Below are 21,692 nucleotides of genomic sequence, written 5' to 3'. Positions count from 1 at the left end.
GGATCGAGCAAGGGCAGCGTGGCCTATCTGGGTCACGAGATGTCGGCGCTGAGCATCGAAGCGCGTGTCTCGCGGGGCATGTGTCTGGTGCCGGAAAAGCGCGAGCTGTTCTCGACGATGACGGTTGAGGACAACTTGTTGCTGGGGGCCTACCGTCGCAAGAAGGCGGGGGAGAAGCACTTCCTGGACCAGATGGAAGTGGTCTACGAATTGTTCCCGCGTCTGAAAGAGCGTCGTGTTCAGCAGGCGGGGACGCTCTCGGGCGGGGAGCGGCAGATGCTGGCCGTTGGCCGGGCGTTGATGGCCAAGCCGCAGTTGCTGATGCTCGACGAGCCGAGTCTGGGCCTGGCGCCGCTGATCGTGAAGGAAATCTTCCATATCATCAATGACTTGCGCAAGACGGGTGTGGCAACCCTGCTCATCGAGCAGAACGCCCGGGCCGCCTTGCAGGTCGCCGATTACGCTTACGTGATCGAGACAGGCGAGCTGGCACTGGAAGGCCCGGCGCAGGAATTGGCGACCAATCCGAAGGTCATCGAGACTTATCTGGGGTTGGCCAAGAAGGCTGCGGCCTCCGCTTGAGACACCCCCTACCGACCAAACGACAAGCAGCCAGGCTGGAGGAGGTGACCGGGGACGAGGCGATATCAGGAGGCGTCAATAAAATAAGTAGTAATACTAATAAATAAGGTTTGGAGACAATCAATGAAGCGTCTGATACTTGCCGCCGCGATGGCGAGCACGGTAGTGGGAAGTATTGCCCACGCGCAATCGAATGTTCAGCTCTACGGCCTGCTCGATACGGGCGTGGAATACCTGACGCACGCCACCCCGCAGGGCGGGACGCTGGTGCGCGTGCCGACCAATACCGCCACGTTGCCCTCGCGCTGGGGCATGCGTGGCACGGAAGATCTCGGTGACGGCTTGCAGGCGCTATGGACGCTGGAAAGCGGCTTCGCACTGAACAACGGCACGTCGGCACAGGGTGGCCGTTTGTTCGGGCGTCAGTCCTTCGTGGGGCTGGGCGGCAAGTGGGGAACCCTCACGATCGGCCGCCAGTACGGCATGACGTATCTGTCGTTGCTCGACTCGGATGTGATCGGACCCGCGATCTACAGCATGGGATCGTACGACAGTTTCATTCCGAACCCGCGTAACGACAACAGCCTTGCCTATAAGGGCGTGTTCAACGGCCTGACTGTCGGGGCGGAGTACTCGACCGGTCGCGACTCGACGAGTTGTGCCGGCCAGACCGCAGGCAACTTTCTCGCGTGTCGGGAAATCTCGGCGATGCTCAAGTACAACGCGGCGAAATGGGGAGCCGCGGTAGCGTTCGATGAACAGCGTGGTGGCGCGGGTTCCGCGCCGGCGATGATCGCGCCGACGGCGAGTTATGCGATGACCCGCGCGAGCAGTCGAGACCGCCGGCTGGTCGCCAACGGCTATTTCGTGCTCGGGCCGGTCAAGGTCGGTGGTGGATGGATCGGGCGATGGATTCACGCCGACGTGACGAGCGTGTCGTCAAACCTGTTCTATCTTGGTGCGTCTTATGCAGTCAGTGTGCCGTTGCAGGTGGATGCGCAAGTCGTCTACTACAACAGCAAGGACGCCAGCGTGCATTCGATCATGTATGTCGCTCGGGCGACTTACAGCCTGTCGAAGCGCACGGCGGTGTATGCACAGACCGGCTTCCTGACGAACGGCGCGCAAAGCAATTTCTCGGTGAGCGGCGCTACCGTCGTGCCCGCGTCTCCGGCCATGGGCGGCAATCAGTTAGGGGTGATGCTGGGCGTTCGTCACACGTTCTGATCCTGTCCCGGACATCGCGCACATGCGTGGCGTCCGGCGGATCGCCGCCCAACCCGGACGATCCTCGTCCGGGGAGCCTGACCAATTTGTTCATGCCGCGGGGCATCAGCCACACAGATTCTGAGCGTCGCGGGCCGGGCATCGCCTTGCCGTCGGGCGAATTCGAGTAGCGAATTACCTTTCGTTGTATTACATTCGGTTTCCGATGCATCGGGCGAACAGGTTGCATCGCCCCAGTGCTCAATCAATTCAAATCGAACGGCATCTCAGAGCACTGGTGTTCGAGAACAGCCGTACTGCGGGGGAAAGACCGAATCTTCTCGGTCGCCGGTCGCCATGCACGGCCCAATACGAGAGGATATTCGTGGTCTCACGCAAACTCAGGCGTGCTTCGCGCCGTGCTCAAAAAGCTCAGTTCCCATCGACCATAGCGTCCGCAACGCCTGGCGTGCACGGCGCGTCTGTGTCGTTGGCCAGACGTCCGTTTGGTAGGCGAATGGTTCGGACGGCGGGTAGTACGGCGGTCGCATTGGCGCTCGCCGGGACAGCGCCCGCGCTATGGGCCGCCGGGACATGCAGCACGGGGGACATCCGGGGCTGTGGCGCACCGGGGGGCGATGGTGCCTCGGCACGAGGCGGCGCAGGTGGCGTCGGCAACGGGCAGGGCGGCGGTTCGAGCACGCTGGACGCCAACGGCGTGACGGTGCCGGTTCCCGGCGCCTGGGGGCTGCAGGGGATCGGAGGCACTGGCGCGTCCGGCGATAGTGGCGCGGCGTCGCCGGGATCTCCGACAAATGTCTACTTCACCGACGGCATAACGATCAATGCCCGGACGAGCGGCCTCGACGGCAACACCGGCCCCGATGGCACCAACTTTGCCAGCGGTGGCAACGGCGGAAACACCGGTATCTACTATTTTGGCCGCGACATCAACGTGGCTGCGTCGATCACCGGCGGTGCAGGTGGCCACGGTGGCAATGCTGTCGGTGGCGTAGGCAACGGCGGCGGGGGCGGCGGCGGCGGGGCGGGGCTGATGTCTTACACAGAATCGGCGTTGATCTCCAATTCGGGAGCAATTACCGGAGGGGCTGGCGGTGTGGGCGGCTCTGGCGCCTTTAGCGGTGGCGGTGGCGGGGGCGGCGACGGGTTGCTCGCGCTCGGTGGACGCGCCAACATCACCAACCGCGGCACGATCACGGGCGGTGTCGGCGGCAGCGCCGGTACCGCGACCATCTCAGGCGGGACGGGGGGCAGTGGCGGCACCGGCGTTAATCTCGCGGGACTGAGCAACACGCTTGCCAACGCGGGAACCATCTCGGGCGGCGCCGGTTTGACCGGTGGTGTCGGCGTACGCACGCGCGGAAACGACACCATCGACAATGAAGGCCTCATCATGGGCGGGATGAACAACGGTGGCACGACACGCGCCGCGGCCATCGAGTTCGGTGGCCTGAACAACACGCTGAATCTGCTGTCCGGCTCGGCGATTCTCGGCGATCTGCTATTCGACGCAGGCGCAGGTGCCACCATAGCCGCCCGCAATCCCGCGCTGACGCTCAACAATGCCGTTGTTCTGAGCGACGACACGTCGAACGTGATTTTCTCGACCGCGACATCTGGCTTGACGATATCCGGCGTGGTGTCGGGCGCAGGCAAACTGACGCTCGAAGGCATCAGTTCGAATGTCCTGACGATGGCGTCGGTCAATACGTACACCGGCGCCACGACGATCGACAGCGGCACGTTGGCGCTATCGGGCAACGCCAGCATAGCGGCATCGTCGGGTGTGACGGTGACCGGCGTGGGCGGCGTGGGCGGTGTGTTCGACATTTCGAGCGTGACGGCCGGCACATCGATCAAATCGCTTTCCGGCGGCGGCGCCGTGCGACTCGGCGGCCAGACGCTCTCGCTCACCAACGCGGACGCGACCTCGGCATTCGAAGGCGTCATCGACGGCACCGGTGGCGTGCACCTGGTCGGCGGCAGGCAGACGTTCACCGGTGTGAATACCTATTCCGGCGCGACGACCATCGATAACGGCGCGGTGCTGGCCCTGACCGGCACCGGAAGCGTTGCGTCGTCGAGCGGTGTGGCGAATAACGGCACGCTCGATATTTCCGCAACGACGAATGGCGCGTCACTAACGGCCCTGACAGGGCTTGGGACCGTATCGCTAGGGGCGCGAACGCTGACGCTGACGCAGGCGACCGGCGTCTTCTCGGGCACCATCACCGGTACAGGCGGCCTGACACTGAATGGCGGCACGCAGATGCTCGGGGGCGTGAACACCTATACCGGCGCGACGACAATCAATGCGGGCACGCTCGCGCTCATCGCTGGCGGACAGTTGTCGCCGGCGACGACAGTGACGCTGGCCGGCAGTGGCGCAACGTTCGATGCGTCCGCCGCAGGCGCGCTCACCCTCTCCCGCTTGTCCGGTGCGGCGGGCACGCGCTTCGCCGTCGGTACGAGCACGCTGACGGTCGATGCTGCGAGCGACGCCACCTATGCTGGCGACCTGACCGGTAGCGGGGGTTTCGTCAAACAGGGCGCGGGCATGCTGGTGCTCAACGGGGCAAGCACCGCCTTTACCGGTACGACCACAGTTGCAGCGGGCACGCTTGAGATCGGCGACGCCGCGCACGAGCGCGCGGTGCAGGGCGGCGACGTCGCCGTCGGTTCTCAGGGCACACTGCGCGGGCACGGCACGATCCTCGGCAGTGTGACCAACGGCGGCATCGTGGCGCCGGGCGGGTCCATCGGTACGTTGAGCGTCGCCGGAAACTACACGCAAGCGTCGAACGCTACGCTGGCGATCGAGGTCAGCCCGACGGCGGCGTCGCTGCTCAAGGTGTCGGGCAGCGCGACATTGAACGGCGTGCTCGCGATTACCTACGATCCGGGCACTTATCGGTCGACGCGATACACCTTGTTGAGCGCCGCGAACGGTGTGAGCGGGCGATTTTCCTCGGTGACCGAGGCGGTGTCGGCCGGTGCCGATCTTGGCAATCTGCGCTCCGCCGTGAGCTACGGCGCCAACGACGTGACGCTCGCGCTCAACGATCCGGCATCTGGCGGACCGGGCGCTTCGGACCCGTCGGGGGCCGTGGTCGTTGCGCCGAAGAACACGAGCGTCTTCACTGCCCTGGGCACGGCAGCGGTGATGAACGCCCAGTCCACGACGGCAGCGGTGCTCGACCAGGCCACGAGACGCTCCGTCGGCACGGGGCTGTCGACCGGCGATGGGGCCGAGCACGGCCCCACGGTCTGGGCGAGCGCGACGGGACTTCACGGGCGTTTGTCGGGCGCCGATGGTCAGCCAGGGTTTCAGGAAAACCGTTACGGCTTCCTCGCAGGCGCGCACAAGCGCATGGGGGACAATACCGTCGGGTTGGCTGGCGGCTATTCCCACGCCGATCTCTCGGAGGCGGGCACGGCGAACTCTGGCACGATCGACACCCTGCGGCTGGCCGCCTACGCGAGTCGCGAGATCGGTCCGGTCGATGTTGCCGCATCGGTCGGTTACGGCCTTGACTTCATGTCACAGAAGCGCCCGTTCGCGGGCATCGGCACAGCGCAAGGCGATCATATCGGGCAGGAGTTCACGGCCGCGGCACAGGCGAGCGCGCCGTTGTCGGTCGCCGGGGTGGCGGTTACGCCGCGTGTCGGCCTGCGCTACGCCTACTTCCACGCCAATGGCTTCGACGAAAGCGGGGCGGGCGGACAGAATCTGCGCGTTGGGACGGACAATACGCGCAGCCTTCAGCCGTTCGTGGGCGTAACGTTCGACAAGGCGTTCGCAGAGGCGTGGCGACCGATGCATGCGCAATTTCGCGCCGCCTATGCCTACGAATTGCTCGATGCCGGACGGGCCATCACCGTGGCCTCGCAGGACGGCACGATTTTCGTGGCCCCCGGCACCCCCCTGGCGCGCGGCTATCTGACGCTGGGCGCGAGCTTCGGCGTGACGCTCGCGAAGCGTCTGGACGTCTCCCTCGCCTACGATGCGCTCGTCAACACCGCCCGCGCATCCGCGCAGGCGGGCAGCCTGAAGGTGAGCTACCGGTTCTGACGTGCCCGCAGATCAAGGCCTTTTCGACATCCGGGAAAACCCCGCGTCTTGAAATCGTAAAACCCCGTCCCTATAATTAGCACTCGTTGGCGCAGAGTGCTAACAACGCCATGAATTCCCCAATATGCAACTGATTGCATATTTAGTTTTGACGATCTCACTGAGAGAAAGAGGAGCTTGTAATGAATCTTCGTCCCTTGCATGACCGCGTTATTGTCAAGCGCCTGGACAACGAAACGAAGACTGCTTCGGGCATCGTGATCCCGGACGCCGCCGCTGAAAAGCCGGATCAAGGCGAAATCCTCGCGGTCGGCCCGGGCAAGCGCGACGACAAAGGCGCGTTGATCGCACTCGACGTGAAGGTGGGCGACCGTGTTCTGTTCGGCAAGTACGCCGGCCAGAGCGTGAAGGTGGATGGCCAGGAACTGCTGGTCATGCGCGAAGAAGACATCATGGCTGTCGTGGCCAAGTAAGTCTGTCCCCCCAGACATCTACGTAAAGAATTCAAGGAGTTAATGCAATGGCAGCTAAAGAAGTCGTTTTCGGCGACGCCGCTCGTTCCAAGATGGTCGAGGGTGTCAACATCCTCGCGAATGCAGTCAAGGTGACCCTGGGCCCGAAGGGCCGTAACGTCGTGCTCGAGCGCAGCTTCGGCGGCCCGACCGTGACCAAGGACGGTGTGTCGGTCGCCAAGGAAATCGAACTCAAGGACAAGCTCCAGAACATGGGCGCGCAAATGGTCAAGGAAGTGGCTTCCAAGACCAGCGACAACGCCGGCGACGGTACCACCACCGCAACGGTGCTGGCCCAGTCGATCGTTCGCGAAGGCATGAAGTACGTTGCCTCGGGCATGAACCCGATGGACCTCAAGCGCGGTATCGACAAGGCCGTTGCTGCTGCCATCGAAGAACTCCGCAAGATCAGCAAGCCCTGCACCACCAACAAGGAAATCGCACAAGTCGGCTCGATCTCGGCCAACAGCGACACCTCGATCGGTGACTACATCGCCAAGGCGATGGACAAGGTCGGCAAGGAAGGCGTGATCACCGTCGAAGACGGCAAGTCGCTGCAAGACGAGCTCGACGTCGTCGAAGGTATGCAATTCGACCGCGGCTACCTCTCGCCGTACTTCATCAACACCCCGGAAAAGCAAGTCGCGATCCTCGAGAACCCGTTCGTCCTGCTGTTCGACAAGAAAGTGTCGAACATCCGTGACCTGCTGCCGGTTCTGGAACAAGTCGCCAAGGCTGGCCGTCCGCTGCTGATCATCGCCGAAGACGTCGAAGGCGAAGCCCTCGCAACGCTGGTGGTCAACAACATCCGTGGCATCCTGAAGACCTGCGCCGTCAAGGCTCCGGGCTTCGGCGACCGCCGCAAGGCCATGCTGGAAGACATCGCCATCCTGACGGGCGGCCAGGTCATCGCCGAAGAAATCGGTCTGACGCTCGAAAAGGCAACGCTCGCAGAGCTGGGCCAGGCCAAGCGTATCGAAATCGGCAAGGAAAACACCATCATCATCGATGGCGCCGGCGAAGCCGTGAACATCGAAGCACGCGTCAAGCAGATCCGTGCCCAGATCGAAGAAGCGACCAGCGACTACGACCGTGAAAAGCTGCAAGAGCGCGTGGCCAAGCTGGCCGGCGGTGTTGCCGTGATCAAGGTCGGTGCTGCGACCGAAGTCGAAATGAAGGAAAAGAAGGCACGCGTCGAAGACGCGCTGCACGCTACCCGCGCTGCCGTGGAAGAAGGCATCGTCCCGGGCGGTGGTGTTGCGCTGCTGCGCGCTCGCGTGGCCGTGTCGGACCTGAAGGGCGCCAACGCTGACCAGGACGCCGGTATCAAAATCGTGCTGCGCGCGATGGAAGAGCCGCTGCGTCAGATCGTCACCAACGGTGGCGAAGAAGCCAGCGTCGTCGTGGCCAACGTGGTCGCCGGCAAGGGCAACTACGGCTACAACGCATCGACCGGCGAGTACGGCGATCTGGTGGAAATGGGCGTTGTGGACCCGACCAAGGTCACCCGCACCGCACTGCAAAACGCCGCTTCGGTGTCGGGCCTGCTCCTGACGACCGACTGCGCCGTTGCCGAACTGCCGAAGGAAGATGCTCCGATGGCCGGTGGTATGGGCGACATGGGCGGCATGGGCGGCATGGGCATGGGCATGTAAGTCTCGCAAGAGACCGCATGGCCGGGGCGCCGTAAGGTGCTCCGGCGCTCCCAGCGTGTGCCTCAGGAACGGCAACTCGGTCTTCGGACCGGGTTGCCGTTTTTTTTGCGCGTCGGTTTATCCCTTGATCGGGGAGGGCATCAGCGGCGCGGTGTTGGCGATTTCTTCCTGCATCCAATCCCAGAAGGCATGAATCGCGCGCTCGCGCGGATGATTTTCCCGCCAGTTCACGTGATATTCGAGGCTCGGTGGAATGCACACGTCACCGATCTGCACCAACTCGCCCGCGGCCAGTGCATCGCGCACCAGCAAACTTCGCGCGGTGGCAACACCATGTCCCGCGAGGGCTGCCCGCAGCAGCAGGCCCGAGTCGTCGAAAATCGGTCCGCGCGTCGGCTCATGTGGCGTCAGACCCGCCGCGACCTGCCAGTCGCGCCACGACCGGTAGGCAAACCGCAGCATCGGTAATTTCGGCGTGTCGGCCACCGTGAAGTCCGGCACGCGGGCGATCAGGTCGGGGCGGCAGACCGCGATCACAAAGTCGTCGAGCAGCTTGCGGGTAACGAATCCCGGCTCCTCCACCCGCTGGTGCCAGATGCCCACATCGACTGAATACGGATCGGGGGCGGCGATATCGGCGTGAATCCGCACCACGAGATCGATCCCGGGATGCAAATCGCTAAAGCGCGACAGACGCGGAATAAGCCACTGCGCCGCCAGATCGGTCATCACGCTGATCTCCAGACGCACGATGGCGGGTGTCGCATCGGGTGTCATGCCCGCCTTTGCCTCGATCATTGCCTCGTCGAGCTCCGACATGCCGATGCGTACGCGCTCCGCCAAGCGCGCCCCCACGCTCGTCGGTATCATCCGGGCGCCTACGCGGCGAAACAGGGCGGTGCCGAGCTGCTGCTCCAGCGAACGCATGTGATGACTCACCGCACTGTGCGTCAAATTCAACTCTTGTGCGGCACGCGTAAAGCTGCGATGACGGGCAGCGGCCTCCAGTGCACGTAACGACTGGAGAGGAGGGAGGTGTGGGAACATGATGTCAAATTCTACTCACAATGCGAGCGCAAAGGTTTCGTTGGCCTGGACGCCCGGTTCCGCCGACAATCGAGCCCATGCAATTTGCTAGGGTTTACGCCATGTCGAAAGCATTCAGAATTTTCGTGCTGTTCGCCTGCGGATACTTCGTCTCATACGTGTATCGCGGTGTGAACATCGGATTTGCGCCATTCATGACGCGCGAATTGGGCCTGTCGTCCGCTGACCTCGGACTACTCACCAGTCTCTACTTCCTCGGTTTTGCCGGCGCGCAGTTGCCGGCGGGCGTGTTGCTCGACAAGTTCGGTCCTCGTCGCGTGGCGTCGCTCGTGTTGCTGCTGGCCGCCGCCGGCGCCGCATTGTTCGGTCTGGCGCAAGGCATTGCCGCACTCATGGTCGGCCGTCTGCTCATTGGTGTCGGGGTGTCGGTCTGTCTGGGCAGTGCGTTCAAGGCGCTCGCGCAGTGGTTTCCGGTCGCGAGGTTGCCGTTGGTCAATGGTCTCGTGATGGCGGTGGGCGGCATGGGCGGGGTCGTCGTCGGCACGCCGTTGAACTGGGTGCTGGGGCTGACGGACTGGCGCGTCGTGTCGTTCGGCCTTGCGGCACTTACCGTTTTCATGTCGGCCGCCTTGTGGTTCGGTGCGCCGGACAAGCCCGGCGCGCACGCACAAGGCGGGTTGTCCGAGGCGCTGCAAGGGGTGCGTCAGGTATTGGGCAGCGCCATGTTCTGGAAGGTGACGTCGCTCTCGGGAATCACGCAGGGCGTGTTCTACGCGATGCAGTCGCTGTGGATGGCGCCGTTCATGCGTGACGTCGAAGGGTTGTCCGAGACGCAGGCCGCCTCGGTGGTGTCGGTCGTCGGGCTTTCGATGATGGCTGGCAGCGTGGTGTTCGGCGCGGCGGCCCGCTCGCTGGAGCGCCGGGGTGTGAGTCTCTTCGCCTTCTCCGGCGTGGGCATGGTGCTGTTCGTCGTCGTGCAGTTGCTGCTCATGCTGCGAACGCCGGTTCCGCCGGCCTGGCTGTGGGCCGCGTACGGAATCTTCGGTGGCACGGGCATTCTCTCGTACGCAGTGCTCGCCGAATATTTCCACGGAACGCTGATCGGTCGCGTGAATACGTCGCTCACCCTCGTCATTTTCGTGCTGATCTTCCTGTGCCAGGTCGGCGTGGGGACGATATTGGGGGCGTATGCAGCGCACAGCGCACAGGGTCACTTCGTGGCGTGGACGATACTGGTCGTGCTGCAACTGATGGGCGCCGTGTGGTACTTCTGGCCGCAACGTCAGCGTGCCGGCAAAGCGGTTGCGGCGTGATGGAGGGGGAAGCCGAATTGGCTTGACGTCAAGACACAGGGTCGCCATGGCGGCCCTGTGTCTATTTCGGCGTTTTCACTTTGTTTTCACTTCGCCTTCACATTGCGCCTCGCTTCCGACCCGAGGCTTGTCCGCGGCTTATTTGCCGCCTGTGGGCGACTTACCCGATTCGAGTACACGCAACCAGTCGCACAGCCCGGCATCGATTTGGGTGAGCGATGCCGTCGTGAGCGGTGCCAGCATGCGGTGCTCGTTGGCGACATGGGCCTCCACCGCGCGCTCGATCACCGCGAACCCTTCGTCCGTCAACTGGACGAGCGTGCTGCGCGCGTCCTCCGGATTGGCGACACGGACGATCCATCCGCGGCCTTCGAGGCGCTGCAACCGGTGCGTCATCGTGCCGGAGGTCACCATCAGCGTGGAGAAGAGTGCCGTCGGTGCCAGCCGATACGGGGCGCCTGAGCGACGCAACGTCGCCAGCATGTCGAATTCCCAGCCGCTCATGTCGAATTGGGCGAACGTTGCGTCGAGTTGTTGCTGGACGAGCGCCGCGCAACGTTTGAGGCGACCGATCACGCCCATGGGCGAGACGTCGAGGTCAGGGCGCTCGCGGCGCCACTGAGCAAGAATCGCGTCGACGGCATCGCCGTTCAATGGCGCTCGGTGCGAACCGCCCGTGCGACGCGCGCGGGCCATGCCGTGTGCGTCCTCGTGTGCGTCCTGCACTCGCTGCGTCGCTTCATCCTCTGTCGACCCGTTAGGCATACGTCCTCTCAAGTTGTCTTGACATCAAGACAAAAGGATACCAAACTCCAATTTATCTTGAATTGAAGATAAATCATCATGATCATCATGACAACGACGTCACCCCCGAAACGCACCTGGTTCGATATCGTGTTGACGGCGCTCGCGCCGGTCATCTGGGGATCGACCTACATCGTGACGACACAGATTCTGCCGCCTGACCGACCTTTTACCGCCGCGCTGATTCGCGTGTTGCCTTCCGGACTGTTGCTTCTGCTGTATGCGCGACGGTGGCCGGCGCGCGGGGATTGGGGGCGTCTGCTGGTGCTCTCGGCGCTGAATATCGGTGCGTTTCAGGCGCTGCTGTTCGTCGCGGCGTACCGGTTGCCAGGCGGCCTCGCGGCGGTGGTGGGCGCGATTCAGCCGTTGCTCGTCATGGCGCTGGCGTGGGGCGTGGAACAGCGGCGTCCGTTGGCGAGCACGGTCTGGGCGGCGGTGGCGGGGGTGGTCGGCATGGGGGTGTTGCTGTTGTCGCCGGGCACGGTGTTCGAGCCGGTCGGTATCGTTGCGGCGCTGGCCGGTGCGGCGAGCATGGCGACGGGGACGTATCTCACGCGTCGCTGGCGACTCAACATGCCGGTACTCGCGCTCACGGGCTGGCAATTGCTGCTGGGCGGCTTGATGCTGGTGCCGGTGACGCTGATGGTCGATCCTGCGTTGCCCTCGCTCACCGGGTTGCAGATTGCGGGCTACGCATACCTGTCGATGGCGGGCGCTCTGCTGGCGTATGCCCTGTGGTTCCGGGGCATTGCACGTCTGGCGCCGGTGGCCGTGTCGTCGCTGGGACTGCTGAGTCCGCTCACGGCCGTGGTGCTGGGCTGGGTGTTGCTGGGGCAGGCGATCAGGGGCCTGGCATTCGTGGGACTTGCGATGGTGTTCGCGAGCATACTGGCCGTGCAGTGGACCGCGTCGCGAACCTGATCGGTGCTTGATCGACGCTAGATGCCGTCCGATGCCGGACGGCTTGCCGTCAAGTTTTCCTGTGAGTTTTCCGTTGTCTTATTCGGCGACGACCCAGTCACCCGACTTGCCGCCGTGCTTCTCGAGCACGCGCACGTCGGTCATGGTCATGCCGCGATCGACCGCCTTGCACATGTCGTAGATCGTCAGCAGGCCGACTTGCACGGCGGTGAGGGCTTCCATCTCCACGCCGGTGCGACCGATGGTCTCGACCTGCGCGCGGCAATGTACGGCGTTCTCACCCTCGTCGATCAGAAACTCCACCGTAACGCGAGTCAGCGCCAGCGGGTGGCACAGCGGTATCAGGTCGGCCGTGCGTTTCGCCCCCTGAATGGCGGCGATACGGGCGATGCCCAGCACGTCGCCCTTCTTGGCGGAGCCGCTGCGAATCAGCGCCAGCGTGTCCGGTTTCATGCGGATGGTGCCGCGTGCGACCGCAATGCGATGTGTGCTGTCCTTGCCGCCGACGTCAACCATGTGGGCCTGTCCGGCGGTGTCGAAGTGGGTGAGTTCTGCCATGAGTCGATGCTGAGAAGGTGCTGGGATGATGACCGAAAGTGCGCATGAGCGCGCGTCGGATGCGCCGGATCTGCCAGGCGCGCAAACGCGATTTCGCTGATGCCTCGGACGTACGGGCGATGGTGCGGAACGTGCGCGTCTGGCTGCTATCATAGCAGCAGCCCAGAATGATCAGCGCCGTGCTGCGCCCCTATCCATGACGTTCTTGACGTCCATGAAGCCGATCACGTCAATCACGCCGACTACGTCGACCACGCTGCTCATGCCGCCCATGTCGCTCATGTCGCTCATGTCGCTAATGTCGCTAATGTCGCTCATGTCACTCATGGCGACCATGCCAAAGCGACGTCATTCGCTGCGTTCGTCACAACCCTTCCGCTCGTTGTGCGCCGCCTGCCGCATCTTCGGCGTGTCCCTCGCGACATTCCCATCCCATTCGGTACGCTGGCGCCGTCTGCTTCAGCCGCTTCAGGCGCCTTGCCTCGCATGATGCCCATGCCGACGCGCGTCCGACTCGCCAACACCGCCATCGCCCGCACGACCCACGTCGCGCGCTGGCGACGCGCCGTTGCTTTGGCCATGTTGCCCGTGATGACGGCAATGACGTTGGCGAGTGCCGTTGTGCCGACGCACGCCGCAGCGCAGGGACTGCCGACGTTGGGGCAGAGTTCGGCATCGGACCTCTCGCCGGCGATGGAGCGCAAGCTGGGCGAGCGCGTAATGCGCGAGATTCGCGCCGACCCGGACTATCTCTCGGATCTGCTGCTCTCCGACTACGTCAATGCGCTGGGCAGCCGGCTCGTCGCGGCGACCCGCAAGGTCGGACTGGACGCCAGCCAGAGCTTTGAGTTCTTCGTCGTGCGCGATGCGGCAATCAACGCCTTTTCGCTGCCCGGCGGGTTCATCGGCATCAATACCGGGTTGATCGTCACGACGCGTACCGAGTCGGAGCTGGCGTCAGTGGTGGGTCACGAAACCGGCCACGTCCTGCAACACCATATCGCACGAATGCTCGGGCAACAGGCGCAGAACTCGTGGATTGCGCTTGGTGGGCTGCTGCTTGGCTTGCTGGCCGGTATCGGCGCGAGAAGCTCCGATCTCGGGATGGGCATTGCGATGGGCGGGCAGGGGTTGGCCGTGGACCGGCAATTGCGATTCTCCCGTGACGCAGAACGTGAGGCGGATCGGGTCGGTTTCCAGTTGCTGCAGGCGGCGGGCTTCGACACGTATGCCATGCCGACGTTTTTCGAGCGTCTGCAACGTGCCGATGCCATTAACGAAGCGGGGGTGCCGGAATACGTACGGACTCACCCGCTGACGACCGATCGCATCGCGGACATGCTCAATCGCTCGCGCGGCGCCGGTTACCGGCAACCCGAGCAGTCGCCGGAATACGTGTTCGTGCGTGCCCGCTCACTCGTGTTGCAGCAAAAATCGGCCAGCGACTTCGCAGCGATTGCCGAGGCCCAGCGCACCGCCATCCGAACGCAGACGGCACCGAGCGTGGCCGGCGCATGGTATGCCGTGGCGCTCGCCGAGTTCAAACAACGTCGCTGGGAGCCCGCGCGCGATGCGCTCGAGAAGTCGCGCTCGGCGTTTGGCGGAACCGGGCCGGGCACACCCAGTCTTGCCGTGCTTGGTTCGGACATCGCGCGCCTGTCGGGCAGAGCCGATGAAGCGCTGCGCATTGCCACGCAGGCGCGTGCCGCCTTTCCGCTCTCGCAGGCGGCCGATATGGCCTATGCGGATGCCCTCGTCGCGAGTCAGCGCATTGCCGAAGCCACGAAATTCCTGCAGTCGCAAGTGGAGCGCTACCGCAGCGAGCCGATCTGGTGGCGCGCGTTAGCCGGGGCGTGGGCTGCGGGCGGCAAGCGAGCACGCCAGCATGAAGCGCTCGCGGAACAGTACGCGTTGCAGGGTCAGTGGATGGCCGCCGTCAGCCAGTTGAAACTGGCGCGCGACGCGGGAGATGCCGATTTCTACGAGATGTCGACCATCGACGCGAAACTGCACGAGTTCCAGCGCCGCTTCCGGGAAGACAAGGAAGACGAGAAAGACTTCAACAAGCAGTTCGGTTGACGTTCGGTCCCATACCTCCACAACAAATCCGTAGCCGCATTTTCGAAAGGTCCGATGCCTTGAGGAAATTCGGAAATCCGACCTTCGACTGCGTTTGTGGCCGGAGGCTGAGGTTAAATACGACTGACACGCCCTGGCGGGAACCCGAGGGGCGGCTCACTCGCTCCCATTCCCATGACAGCCACACCTGACGTTTCGGTGTGGCTGTTGCTTATCTTCGTCACTGTGCCTTCGTTCGCCATCTATCTGTTGCTGGATGCGTTGCTTGCGGCCTATCTCGGCATGTGGAACGTGATGGTGCCTTTCGTCCTGCTTGCCCGCTTTGGCACCGCGAGCGTTGTGGCCTACGAGATGGCACTTGCCGTATGCGCCGTCATCACGTTGCCTCTCGCGGCCTTATGGACTGACCGATTACCGCGCAGTCGAGTCATGCAGTGGGCTTGCATCGTCATTGCGCTCTCCGGGGTGTCACGCTTGGCGGTGATGAGTGCGACGCACAGTCTCGCCCTCTGGATTGTGAACGATGTCGTCGCTGTGGCAGCCTTCGCGGTCGTACAACCATTGCTAAGCATCTATCCGGCTGAGACCACCGGAAAAGATCGCGTGTTGTCCGCGTTTCGCATGCGTCGGATCGTGGCGAACTTCGGTCGCATTGCCGGGCCGTTATTGGCCGGAGGCGCATTGGCGCGCTTCGGTCAGCAACAGGCCATGTATTGCGTTGCCGTGCTCGGATGTCTTGTACTCCCGCTGGCGCTGCGACTTCCGGCATTGCCTGCGAGGCATTTTGCGGAGCGATCTCCCCGATCTCCCGGATCTCAATTAGCCAGCCTGCGGTCCCATTGGCGTTCCGCCTTCGCTGGCTTCGTGCTTAAAGTACGCTTGCCCGCCGAACGGTTTTTTTCGTTGCAGGACATCTTGCTCGGCATTGCGACGGCAGGCATCGTGCCGATACTGATTCCTCAATGGGTCAAGCATGCAGGACTTCCGAGTTCACAAGTCGGGTGGCTGACCGCCATGTTCGTTGTCGGATCGATTGGCGGTGTCGTTGTCGTTCACCCGCTGTTGTGCGGCGTGCTGCAACGAAGGTATGGCTATCTGTCGGTGTGGGCCGCGTTCTGTATCGGTTCCGTCGCTATCACGATCTCACAGACTGTCGGCACGCTGGGCGCCGCACTAGTGGCGACGGGCGCCTTCGGCACCTGTCTGTCCATGACCGGCATCGACCGGCGAGTCCTGGCGATTCCGCCATCGGTACGCGTCAGAGTCGCAAGCGCCACGCTGCTGACCGGACAATTGACGAGCATGTTGTCGTTCGCGTTTTATGGTGCGCTGTATGGCACGTTTCATGGCACGTTGCATGGCGCGTCATATGGGGGGAGCAACACATGGCGCGACGTGGGCGGGCCCTATGGTTGGTATGTCGGTCTGGCTTGCATCGCCGCGCTGGCCGCCTATCTCGCACGTAAGCCCTGGCGGTTGCTCAATCCGAATGAGGCCGACGACGATATCGAGACGTTCTACATGCGCCGTTATCCCGACCTGTTCGATGAAAGCCAGCATGTCCGGGGCCACACCGTTGTGTAGCGAGTCAATCGTCGTGGTCGGTTTGCGGCTCGCGCTCAAAGCCGTATGTCTGCGGGAGCGTGCCTGCACGGACGGTGGAAAAGGGCAAGCTGTCGCCGTTCTTCCAGTGGAGATGGATGGCGGCACGGGCATCGGCCGTGTCGTCGGATGTCTGCGCAATCTCGAACGCCTGTGCCAGATCCGATACCTGCGTGAGCAGATCGATATCGTGGTCGTGAAGTAATGCCAACGATGCACGCGTGTCGCCATTGGCTGCGCCCGCAAATGCAACGCTGCCGTCTTCGTCGAGCAGGCATGCCTGCGGCACGAAGGGCTTGCCCAATTGATCCGTCAGCACCGGCGCGCCACGCCCCTCGTTCGCTGCGGCATCCCACGTCAACCGCACGACGAAGGGCGCATACGCGAGCGAAACATACACGCGTTGCGGACCGTTCTGGAAGTACCAGCGACCGGCGTCGTCACTGGCGTAGTTGCGTGCGATGAACGCGATCAGTGCCGTGTGACGAATCGGGTCGCCTGCGGCCCCCGCGGCTTGCGCAGCTTCGTCGCGCATGCGCCACTGACCGCGACGATCCAGTGCGAGCCAGCCGTAGCAATGCGGTACGTTGGGCCACTTGGCCATCGCCTGTCGAACGATCTCATCCATTCGGAATCCTTAATGTATAGGGAGCGCAGGCCGACGCCCTCGCTCACGCGGCATTCGGTACAAACTGACGGAAATAGTCGACGACCGTGCGCGGCATCCAGGTGAGGCCGCCCGGGAACGGGCCGCTCATGAAACCGACGTGTCCGCCGTGCGCCGGTTGCAGCAGTTGCACGAAGCGGCCGACGTCGTCCTCGCCGGGCAGGGCGCTCGCGGGCTGAAAGGGGTCGTTTCGTGCGTTGATGACGAGGGTCGGGACTTCGATGGCCGGCAGAATCGGCTTGCTGGAAGCGCGGGTGTAGTAATCGAACGCGCTGTGGAATCCATGCAGCGGCGCGGTCACCACGTGGTCGAACTCGCCCAGATCGCGCGCGGCCATCATGAGCGCGCGGTCGTAAAGGCCGGGATATTGATCGAGCTTGGCCAGCGCCTTCTTCTTGAGCGTGCCCAGGAAGTTGCGCGTGTACACCATGTTGAAGCCGCGCGAGAGCGCGAGACCCCCGGCGCGCAGATCGAGCGGTGCGGAGATCGCGCAGGCGGCGCTCACGACCTGCGCCGCATGTCCCTCGCGCTCGCCGAGCCAGCGCAGCAGCACGTTGCCACCGAGCGATACGCCCGCGGCGAAGATCGGCCCTGACGTGCTGGCACGCAGACGCTGGAGCATCCAGTCGACCTCGGTACTGTCGCCCGAGTGGTAGAAGCGCGGGGCACGGTTCATGCGACCGCTGCAACTGCGGAAGTGGGGGATGACACCGCGCCACCCCTGCGCCTGGACTTCGCGCATGAGGGTGCGGGCGTAGTGACTGCCCGAGCTTCCCTCCAGACCGTGAAACAACACGACGAGCGGTGTCTCGACAAGCCCACCTGGCGCGGGCGGAGGCTTTTCCATGGCGGGCGGTGCGACCAGCCAGTCGACGTCGACGAAGTCGCCGTCGGGGGTATCCCAGGTCTCGCGCCGGAATTCGACGAACGGGCGCCGGCCCAGCAGCGCGGGGTAGATCGTCTGACTATGCCCGTCGGGCAGCCACCGGGGTGGCCGGTAATCCGGGGGAAGAAAGACGGCCGGGCGCGCTGTCATCCGGGCTCCGGATCGATCAGTGCAGCCCGTCCGGACGCGCGTGCATCATCAGGCTGAATTGCTCGACGGCGTGCGGCGGCAGCGGGCTGGAGTGGATGTGGGCGAAGCGCCAATCGCCTTGCTCGTGGACCAGCACGTAAGTCGTGTGGATGAGCTGGGCAGTGTTCTGTTTGGCGTCTTCGTTGCCCACGCGCATGGCCTCGGTTGCCGTGTGCACGACCGTGCCGACGGTGTCGTACTCGGTCGTGTCCAGCGAATCGAGCAACACCACGCTCTGGGCGAACTGCGCGACGAGGCCGCTGCGGATCTGTTCGAGGCCATCCCAGCGGGTGCCGTCGGCGCGAATGTAGCTCACGAAGTCCTCGTTCGCCCAGAGCGCCATGGCGCGGTCCGTCTGCCCCCGGCGCAGTGCGTCATAAAAGGCCGTGATGGTTTCACTGGCGGCATCGAACAGACGGACGAAACGTGGCATGAGGATTTACCGTTGAGTGTTACCGGGATCGAACTGAGGCCTTTCGGTGTCTCGCTCGGTTCAGCGCTGCGTGAGCAGAATGTTGCGCAGATTCGCGAACACGTGCTCGGGCATCAGCTCGTTCAGGCAGCGCGTGTGCCCCAGCGGGCATTCGCGGGCGAAACACGGGCTGCACTCCAATTGTAGCCACAGGACATGCGCCTGATCCGACAATGGCGGGGTGTGGCGCGGATCGGACGAACCGAACAGGGCGATCTGCGGGCGGCGCAGGGCTGCCGTCACATGCATCAACCCCGAGTCGTTGCTCACGACGGCATTGGCCCGTGCCAGCAACGCGCACGCTTCCGCCAGCGACGTCTGACCGCAAAGATTGCGCACGAACGGGGCCTCGGCGGCGATCTGCTGTGCGAGCGCGCCGTCTTTGCCCGAACCGAGCGCAATGATCTGGGCGTACGGGAAAGACCGGCGTACCAACTGCGCCAACTGCGCGAAATGGCCCGGCGGCCAGCGCTTGGCCGGCCCGAACTCGGCGCCCGGGCAGAAGACGACCAGCGGCACGCGCAGATCGAGCCCGAAGCGTGCGAATACACGGGCCGATTCGTTGAGGTCGGCTTCGATACGCGGCGTGGGCAGCGTCTCGGGCAGCTTGGCCCCTGGGGCGAACGCCAATGCCGCGTAGTGCCGCACCATCGGCGGACGCTCGTCCTTGCGCGGATTGGCATGGCGCACGTTGAGCAGGCCGTAGCGCTGCTCGCCCTTGTAGCCGATGCGCAGCGGAATGCGCGCGAGCCACGGAATGAGGGCCGATTTCAGCGAATTCGGCAGCACGTAGGCGGCGTCGTAACCCTCGTCGGCCAGCACGCTCGCGAGCCGGTAGCGTTCGAGCGGCTGCAATTTGCCGTGCGCGAGGTCGGTAGCGACGACGCGCGAAATCTCCGGCATGCGTTCCAGCACCGGGGCGACCCAGCCGGGCGCGATCGCGTCGATGGTCAGACGCGGATGCAGACGCTTGAGCAGGGTAAACAACGGCTGCGCCATCAGCGCGTCCCCAATCCAGTTGGGGGCGATCACCAAGGCTTTATGCATCGTGGCGGAGACTCTGTACGTTAAGCGTGACGATGAAGCGGACGGAACATCGGGCGGGCCGTGCAGTCACGGCCTTCGCAGCGCGCCGACTGCGCACTGGCTGCGCGGTCGCTGCGTTGGGCCGGGTCCGTCTCGCGAGGCAAACAGGGGTCAGTGACCTTTGATCACGGTGCCGGGCTTCAGGCGATAACGCGTGCCACAGTAGGCACAGGCGGCTTCGCCGTGGCTCACGTCGATGAACACACGCGGGTGGCTGCTCCACAACGGCATCTTCGGATTCGGGCAGTGGACCGGAATTTCGTCGGCGCCGACTTCGACAACCGGCATTTGTTTGACTTCGCTCATGGGGTTCGGACCGTGATGGGTATTCGTTGGTATTGCGTTTGGTATTGCAAATAGTCTTGCAATTGGCGTGGCGGGCATCCGCCCGCTTACCAAAAGTCGCTATTGTAAAGCAGCAGCAGCCCTTTGCGGATGGCTCGCGGGTTCTGCGAGCAGGTGTGGGGCCGCCTAATAGGGTGCGGGAGGGTGCGGGAGGGTGCGGGAGGGTGCGAGAGGGTGCGAGAGGGTGCGGAGGTACGGACGCTTCCCGGTGCGCGCATGCGTGGTGCGCACGCGACAACGGTTCGGTTGCGCCAGAAAAAACCGGCGGGCGACAGGGTTTTCGCAACTAAGCAACCATTTACCGTGGCTATAATGGCCTGTCGTCCGCCGCCAACGATGAACAACGTCAAGAGACACTCCGGCAACCCTGGCGGGCGCAGTGGCCGCCAGCGGCCATATCGGGCGTGCCGGGCGCCGTCGGGACCGCTTTGCCCCGCAATGCCAGACACCGCGTCGTTCGCCACGACGCTCGCCCCCCAAGCCGACCATGTCAATGCTTCGTTTGCCTGCCGCTGAACGTGAAGGGTTCGCGGTCGGGTTTCGCATTATTTCGCCGCTTTTGCCCGCCATCTTTTCGTGGGGACTCGTCACCGGCGTCGCCATGAGCAAGTCGGTGCTCACGGTGCCGCAGGCCATCGGCATGAGCCTGATGCTCTACGCCGGATCGGCCCAGCTGGCGTCGCTGCCGCTGTTCGCCGCCGGCATGCCGCTTTGGACGATCTTGCTCACGGTCGGCATCGTCAATCTGCGCTTCGTCATTTTCAGCGCCGGGTTGCAACCGCATTTTTCCTATCTGTCGCTGCCGCGCCGCATCGCCCTTGGCTACGTCAACGGCGATCTCGGGTTCGTGATGTTCATGAACCAGAACTTCGCGAACGGCTACGTGCCGGGCAAGGAAGGCACGTATTACGGCATCACGCTCAGCAACTGGGCGGTGTGGCACGTGTCGTCGATTCTGGGCATCGTGCTGGGCGCGCTCGTGCCCGATAGCTGGGGGCTGGGGTTCGCCGGCACGCTGGCCCTCATTCCCATGATGGTCCACACGATCAACAGCCGCTCCACGATGCTGGCCGTGGCGCTCGCGTCGCTCATCGGCGTGCTTGCGTTCGATTTGCCGTATCGCCTCAACCTCGTGCTCGGCGTGCTGGGCGCGCTCGCCGCCGGTATGGTGTGCGACGAAATGGCCGCGCGGCATGCCAGGCGGCTCGCGCTGGCCAATCCTGTCAGGGTGCCGATTGCGACGCCACCAGGCGCCGGAACGCAGACGCAGGGCACTGTCGAGGTCCAGGAAGAGGGGAAGAAAGCGGCTGCACACGAGGAACGCCGTACGTCGGGGGATCGTCGCGCATGAGCACCTTTGAAATCTGGTTCGCCTTCGTGGCGATGACGGCCATCACGATCGTCACACGCACCTTCTTCCTGCTCGCCGGCGACCGGGTCACGTTGCCGCAGCGCCTGCAACGCGCGCTTCGGTACGCGCCGGCCGCAGCGCTTGCTGTCATCGTCGTGCCCGAAGTGGTGCTACTCGATCACCAGTTTGCGGTGCATCTGGGCAACCACAAGCTCGCGGCGGCGGTCGCGGCGACGGGCTGGTTCATCTGGCGGCGCAACATGATCGAGATGATCGTGATCGGCATGGCCGTCTACACACTCGGTCGCTTGTTCCTGTAGGCGG

Annotated in this window: 20 protein-coding genes; 11 read left to right on the top strand and 9 right to left on the bottom strand. The window is 63.9% G+C overall.

Going from position 1 to position 21,692, the window contains the following annotated elements; all coding sequences use genetic code 11:
- The 5 genes from PCA31118_RS25205 to groL form a co-directional block, all read left to right on the top strand.
- Nucleotides 1–582: ABC transporter ATP-binding protein (locus PCA31118_RS25205; protein WP_150627687.1), on the top strand; the 582-nt coding region annotated here is incomplete at its 5' end.
- Between the two features lie 123 nt (nucleotides 583–705).
- Nucleotides 706–1,809 carry a porin gene (locus tag PCA31118_RS25200; protein ID WP_150627686.1) on the top strand — a complete coding sequence of 368 codons (1,104 nt, stop codon included), beginning with the start codon at nucleotides 706–708 and terminating at the stop codon, nucleotides 1,807–1,809.
- A 496-nt stretch (nucleotides 1,810–2,305) separates the two neighbouring features.
- Nucleotides 2,306–5,881 carry an autotransporter outer membrane beta-barrel domain-containing protein gene (locus tag PCA31118_RS25190; protein WP_174990603.1) on the top strand — a complete coding sequence of 1,192 codons (3,576 nt, stop codon included), beginning with the start codon at nucleotides 2,306–2,308 and terminating at the stop codon, nucleotides 5,879–5,881.
- Between the two features lie 182 nt (nucleotides 5,882–6,063).
- Nucleotides 6,064–6,354 carry a co-chaperone GroES gene (gene groES, locus PCA31118_RS25185; RefSeq protein WP_044456668.1) on the top strand — a complete coding sequence of 97 codons (291 nt, stop codon included), beginning with the start codon at nucleotides 6,064–6,066 and terminating at the stop codon, nucleotides 6,352–6,354.
- A gap of 47 nt (nucleotides 6,355–6,401) precedes the next feature.
- Nucleotides 6,402–8,048: a chaperonin GroEL gene (gene groL, locus PCA31118_RS25180; protein WP_044456667.1), complete on the top strand. Its 1,647-nt coding sequence runs from the start codon at nucleotides 6,402–6,404 to the stop codon at nucleotides 8,046–8,048.
- Between the two features lie 117 nt (nucleotides 8,049–8,165).
- Here groL and PCA31118_RS25175 read toward each other — a convergent pair whose 3' ends face one another.
- A complete protein-coding gene (locus PCA31118_RS25175) occupies nucleotides 8,166–9,095 on the bottom strand; it encodes a LysR substrate-binding domain-containing protein (protein ID WP_150627684.1) in 930 nt (309 codons plus the stop codon).
- Nucleotides 9,096–9,196: 101 nt separating this feature from the next.
- On the opposite strand from PCA31118_RS25175, the gene PCA31118_RS25170 reads away from it, so the two are divergent.
- Nucleotides 9,197–10,408 carry an MFS transporter gene (locus PCA31118_RS25170; protein ID WP_150627683.1) on the top strand — a complete coding sequence of 404 codons (1,212 nt, stop codon included), beginning with the start codon at nucleotides 9,197–9,199 and terminating at the stop codon, nucleotides 10,406–10,408.
- Between the two features lie 138 nt (nucleotides 10,409–10,546).
- Here the strand turns inward: PCA31118_RS25170 and PCA31118_RS25165 are convergent, their stop codons facing one another.
- Nucleotides 10,547–11,104 carry a MarR family winged helix-turn-helix transcriptional regulator gene (locus PCA31118_RS25165; RefSeq protein ID WP_150627692.1) on the bottom strand — a complete coding sequence of 186 codons (558 nt, stop codon included), beginning with the start codon at nucleotides 11,102–11,104 and terminating at the stop codon, nucleotides 10,547–10,549.
- Between the two features lie 147 nt (nucleotides 11,105–11,251).
- Here PCA31118_RS25165 and PCA31118_RS25160 point away from each other — a divergent pair, with 147 nt between their 5' ends.
- On the top strand, nucleotides 11,252–12,133 hold the full coding sequence (locus tag PCA31118_RS25160) for an EamA family transporter (RefSeq protein ID WP_425495402.1): 882 nt from the start codon (nucleotides 11,252–11,254) through the stop codon (nucleotides 12,131–12,133).
- A 78-nt stretch (nucleotides 12,134–12,211) separates the two neighbouring features.
- Here the strand turns inward: PCA31118_RS25160 and moaC are convergent, their stop codons facing one another.
- Together moaC and PCA31118_RS27140 are read right to left on the bottom strand one after the other, a co-directional pair.
- Nucleotides 12,212–12,691 carry a cyclic pyranopterin monophosphate synthase MoaC gene (gene moaC / locus PCA31118_RS25155; protein WP_150627682.1) on the bottom strand — a complete coding sequence of 160 codons (480 nt, stop codon included), beginning with the start codon at nucleotides 12,689–12,691 and terminating at the stop codon, nucleotides 12,212–12,214.
- A gap of 171 nt (nucleotides 12,692–12,862) precedes the next feature.
- A complete protein-coding gene (locus tag PCA31118_RS27140; protein ID WP_174990602.1) occupies nucleotides 12,863–13,009 on the bottom strand; it encodes a hypothetical protein in 147 nt (48 codons plus the stop codon).
- Nucleotides 13,010–13,186: 177 nt separating this feature from the next.
- Between PCA31118_RS27140 and PCA31118_RS25150 the strand changes: the two genes are divergently transcribed.
- Together PCA31118_RS25150 and PCA31118_RS25145 are read left to right on the top strand one after the other, a co-directional pair.
- Entirely contained in the window at nucleotides 13,187–14,770 is a 1,584-nt protein-coding gene (locus PCA31118_RS25150; protein ID WP_150627681.1) for a M48 family metalloprotease, read from the top strand.
- Nucleotides 14,771–14,944: 174 nt separating this feature from the next.
- Nucleotides 14,945–16,354, top strand: coding sequence for an MFS transporter (locus tag PCA31118_RS25145; RefSeq protein WP_150627680.1), 1,410 nt, complete (start codon nucleotides 14,945–14,947; stop codon nucleotides 16,352–16,354).
- 4 nt (nucleotides 16,355–16,358) lie between these two features.
- Here PCA31118_RS25145 and PCA31118_RS25140 read toward each other — a convergent pair whose 3' ends face one another.
- From PCA31118_RS25140 to PCA31118_RS25120, 5 genes are all read right to left on the bottom strand, one after another.
- Nucleotides 16,359–17,000: a DUF2946 family protein gene (locus tag PCA31118_RS25140; RefSeq protein WP_150627679.1), complete on the bottom strand. Its 642-nt coding sequence runs from the start codon at nucleotides 16,998–17,000 to the stop codon at nucleotides 16,359–16,361.
- Nucleotides 17,001–17,043: 43 nt separating this feature from the next.
- On the bottom strand, nucleotides 17,044–18,075 hold the full coding sequence (locus tag PCA31118_RS25135) for a YheT family hydrolase (protein WP_150627678.1): 1,032 nt from the start codon (nucleotides 18,073–18,075) through the stop codon (nucleotides 17,044–17,046).
- Between the two features lie 16 nt (nucleotides 18,076–18,091).
- Nucleotides 18,092–18,547 carry a nuclear transport factor 2 family protein gene (locus tag PCA31118_RS25130; protein ID WP_150627677.1) on the bottom strand — a complete coding sequence of 152 codons (456 nt, stop codon included), beginning with the start codon at nucleotides 18,545–18,547 and terminating at the stop codon, nucleotides 18,092–18,094.
- A gap of 60 nt (nucleotides 18,548–18,607) precedes the next feature.
- Nucleotides 18,608–19,633 (bottom strand): lipopolysaccharide heptosyltransferase II, encoded by a 1,026-nt coding sequence (waaF, locus tag PCA31118_RS25125; protein ID WP_150627676.1) that lies wholly within the window; start codon nucleotides 19,631–19,633, stop codon nucleotides 18,608–18,610.
- Between the two features lie 150 nt (nucleotides 19,634–19,783).
- Nucleotides 19,784–19,978: a zinc-finger domain-containing protein gene (locus tag PCA31118_RS25120; protein ID WP_150627675.1), complete on the bottom strand. Its 195-nt coding sequence runs from the start codon at nucleotides 19,976–19,978 to the stop codon at nucleotides 19,784–19,786.
- 532 nt (nucleotides 19,979–20,510) lie between these two features.
- Between PCA31118_RS25120 and PCA31118_RS25115 the strand changes: the two genes are divergently transcribed.
- Both PCA31118_RS25115 and PCA31118_RS25110 read left to right on the top strand, forming a co-directional pair.
- A complete protein-coding gene (locus PCA31118_RS25115) occupies nucleotides 20,511–21,368 on the top strand; it encodes an AzlC family ABC transporter permease (protein ID WP_246190429.1) in 858 nt (285 codons plus the stop codon).
- The gene (locus PCA31118_RS25110; protein ID WP_150627674.1) at nucleotides 21,365–21,688 is read left to right on the top strand and encodes an AzlD domain-containing protein; all 324 of its coding nucleotides are present in this window, start codon (nucleotides 21,365–21,367) and stop codon (nucleotides 21,686–21,688) included. Before PCA31118_RS25115 ends, PCA31118_RS25110 begins: the two co-directional genes overlap by 4 nt.
- Nucleotides 21,689–21,692: the final 4 nt, after the last annotated feature.

This window comes from Pandoraea captiosa (assembly GCF_902459775.1).
GTDB lineage: Bacteria > Pseudomonadota > Gammaproteobacteria > Burkholderiales > Burkholderiaceae > Pandoraea > Pandoraea captiosa.
This window is presented reverse-complemented; position numbering and strand designations above follow the sequence as displayed.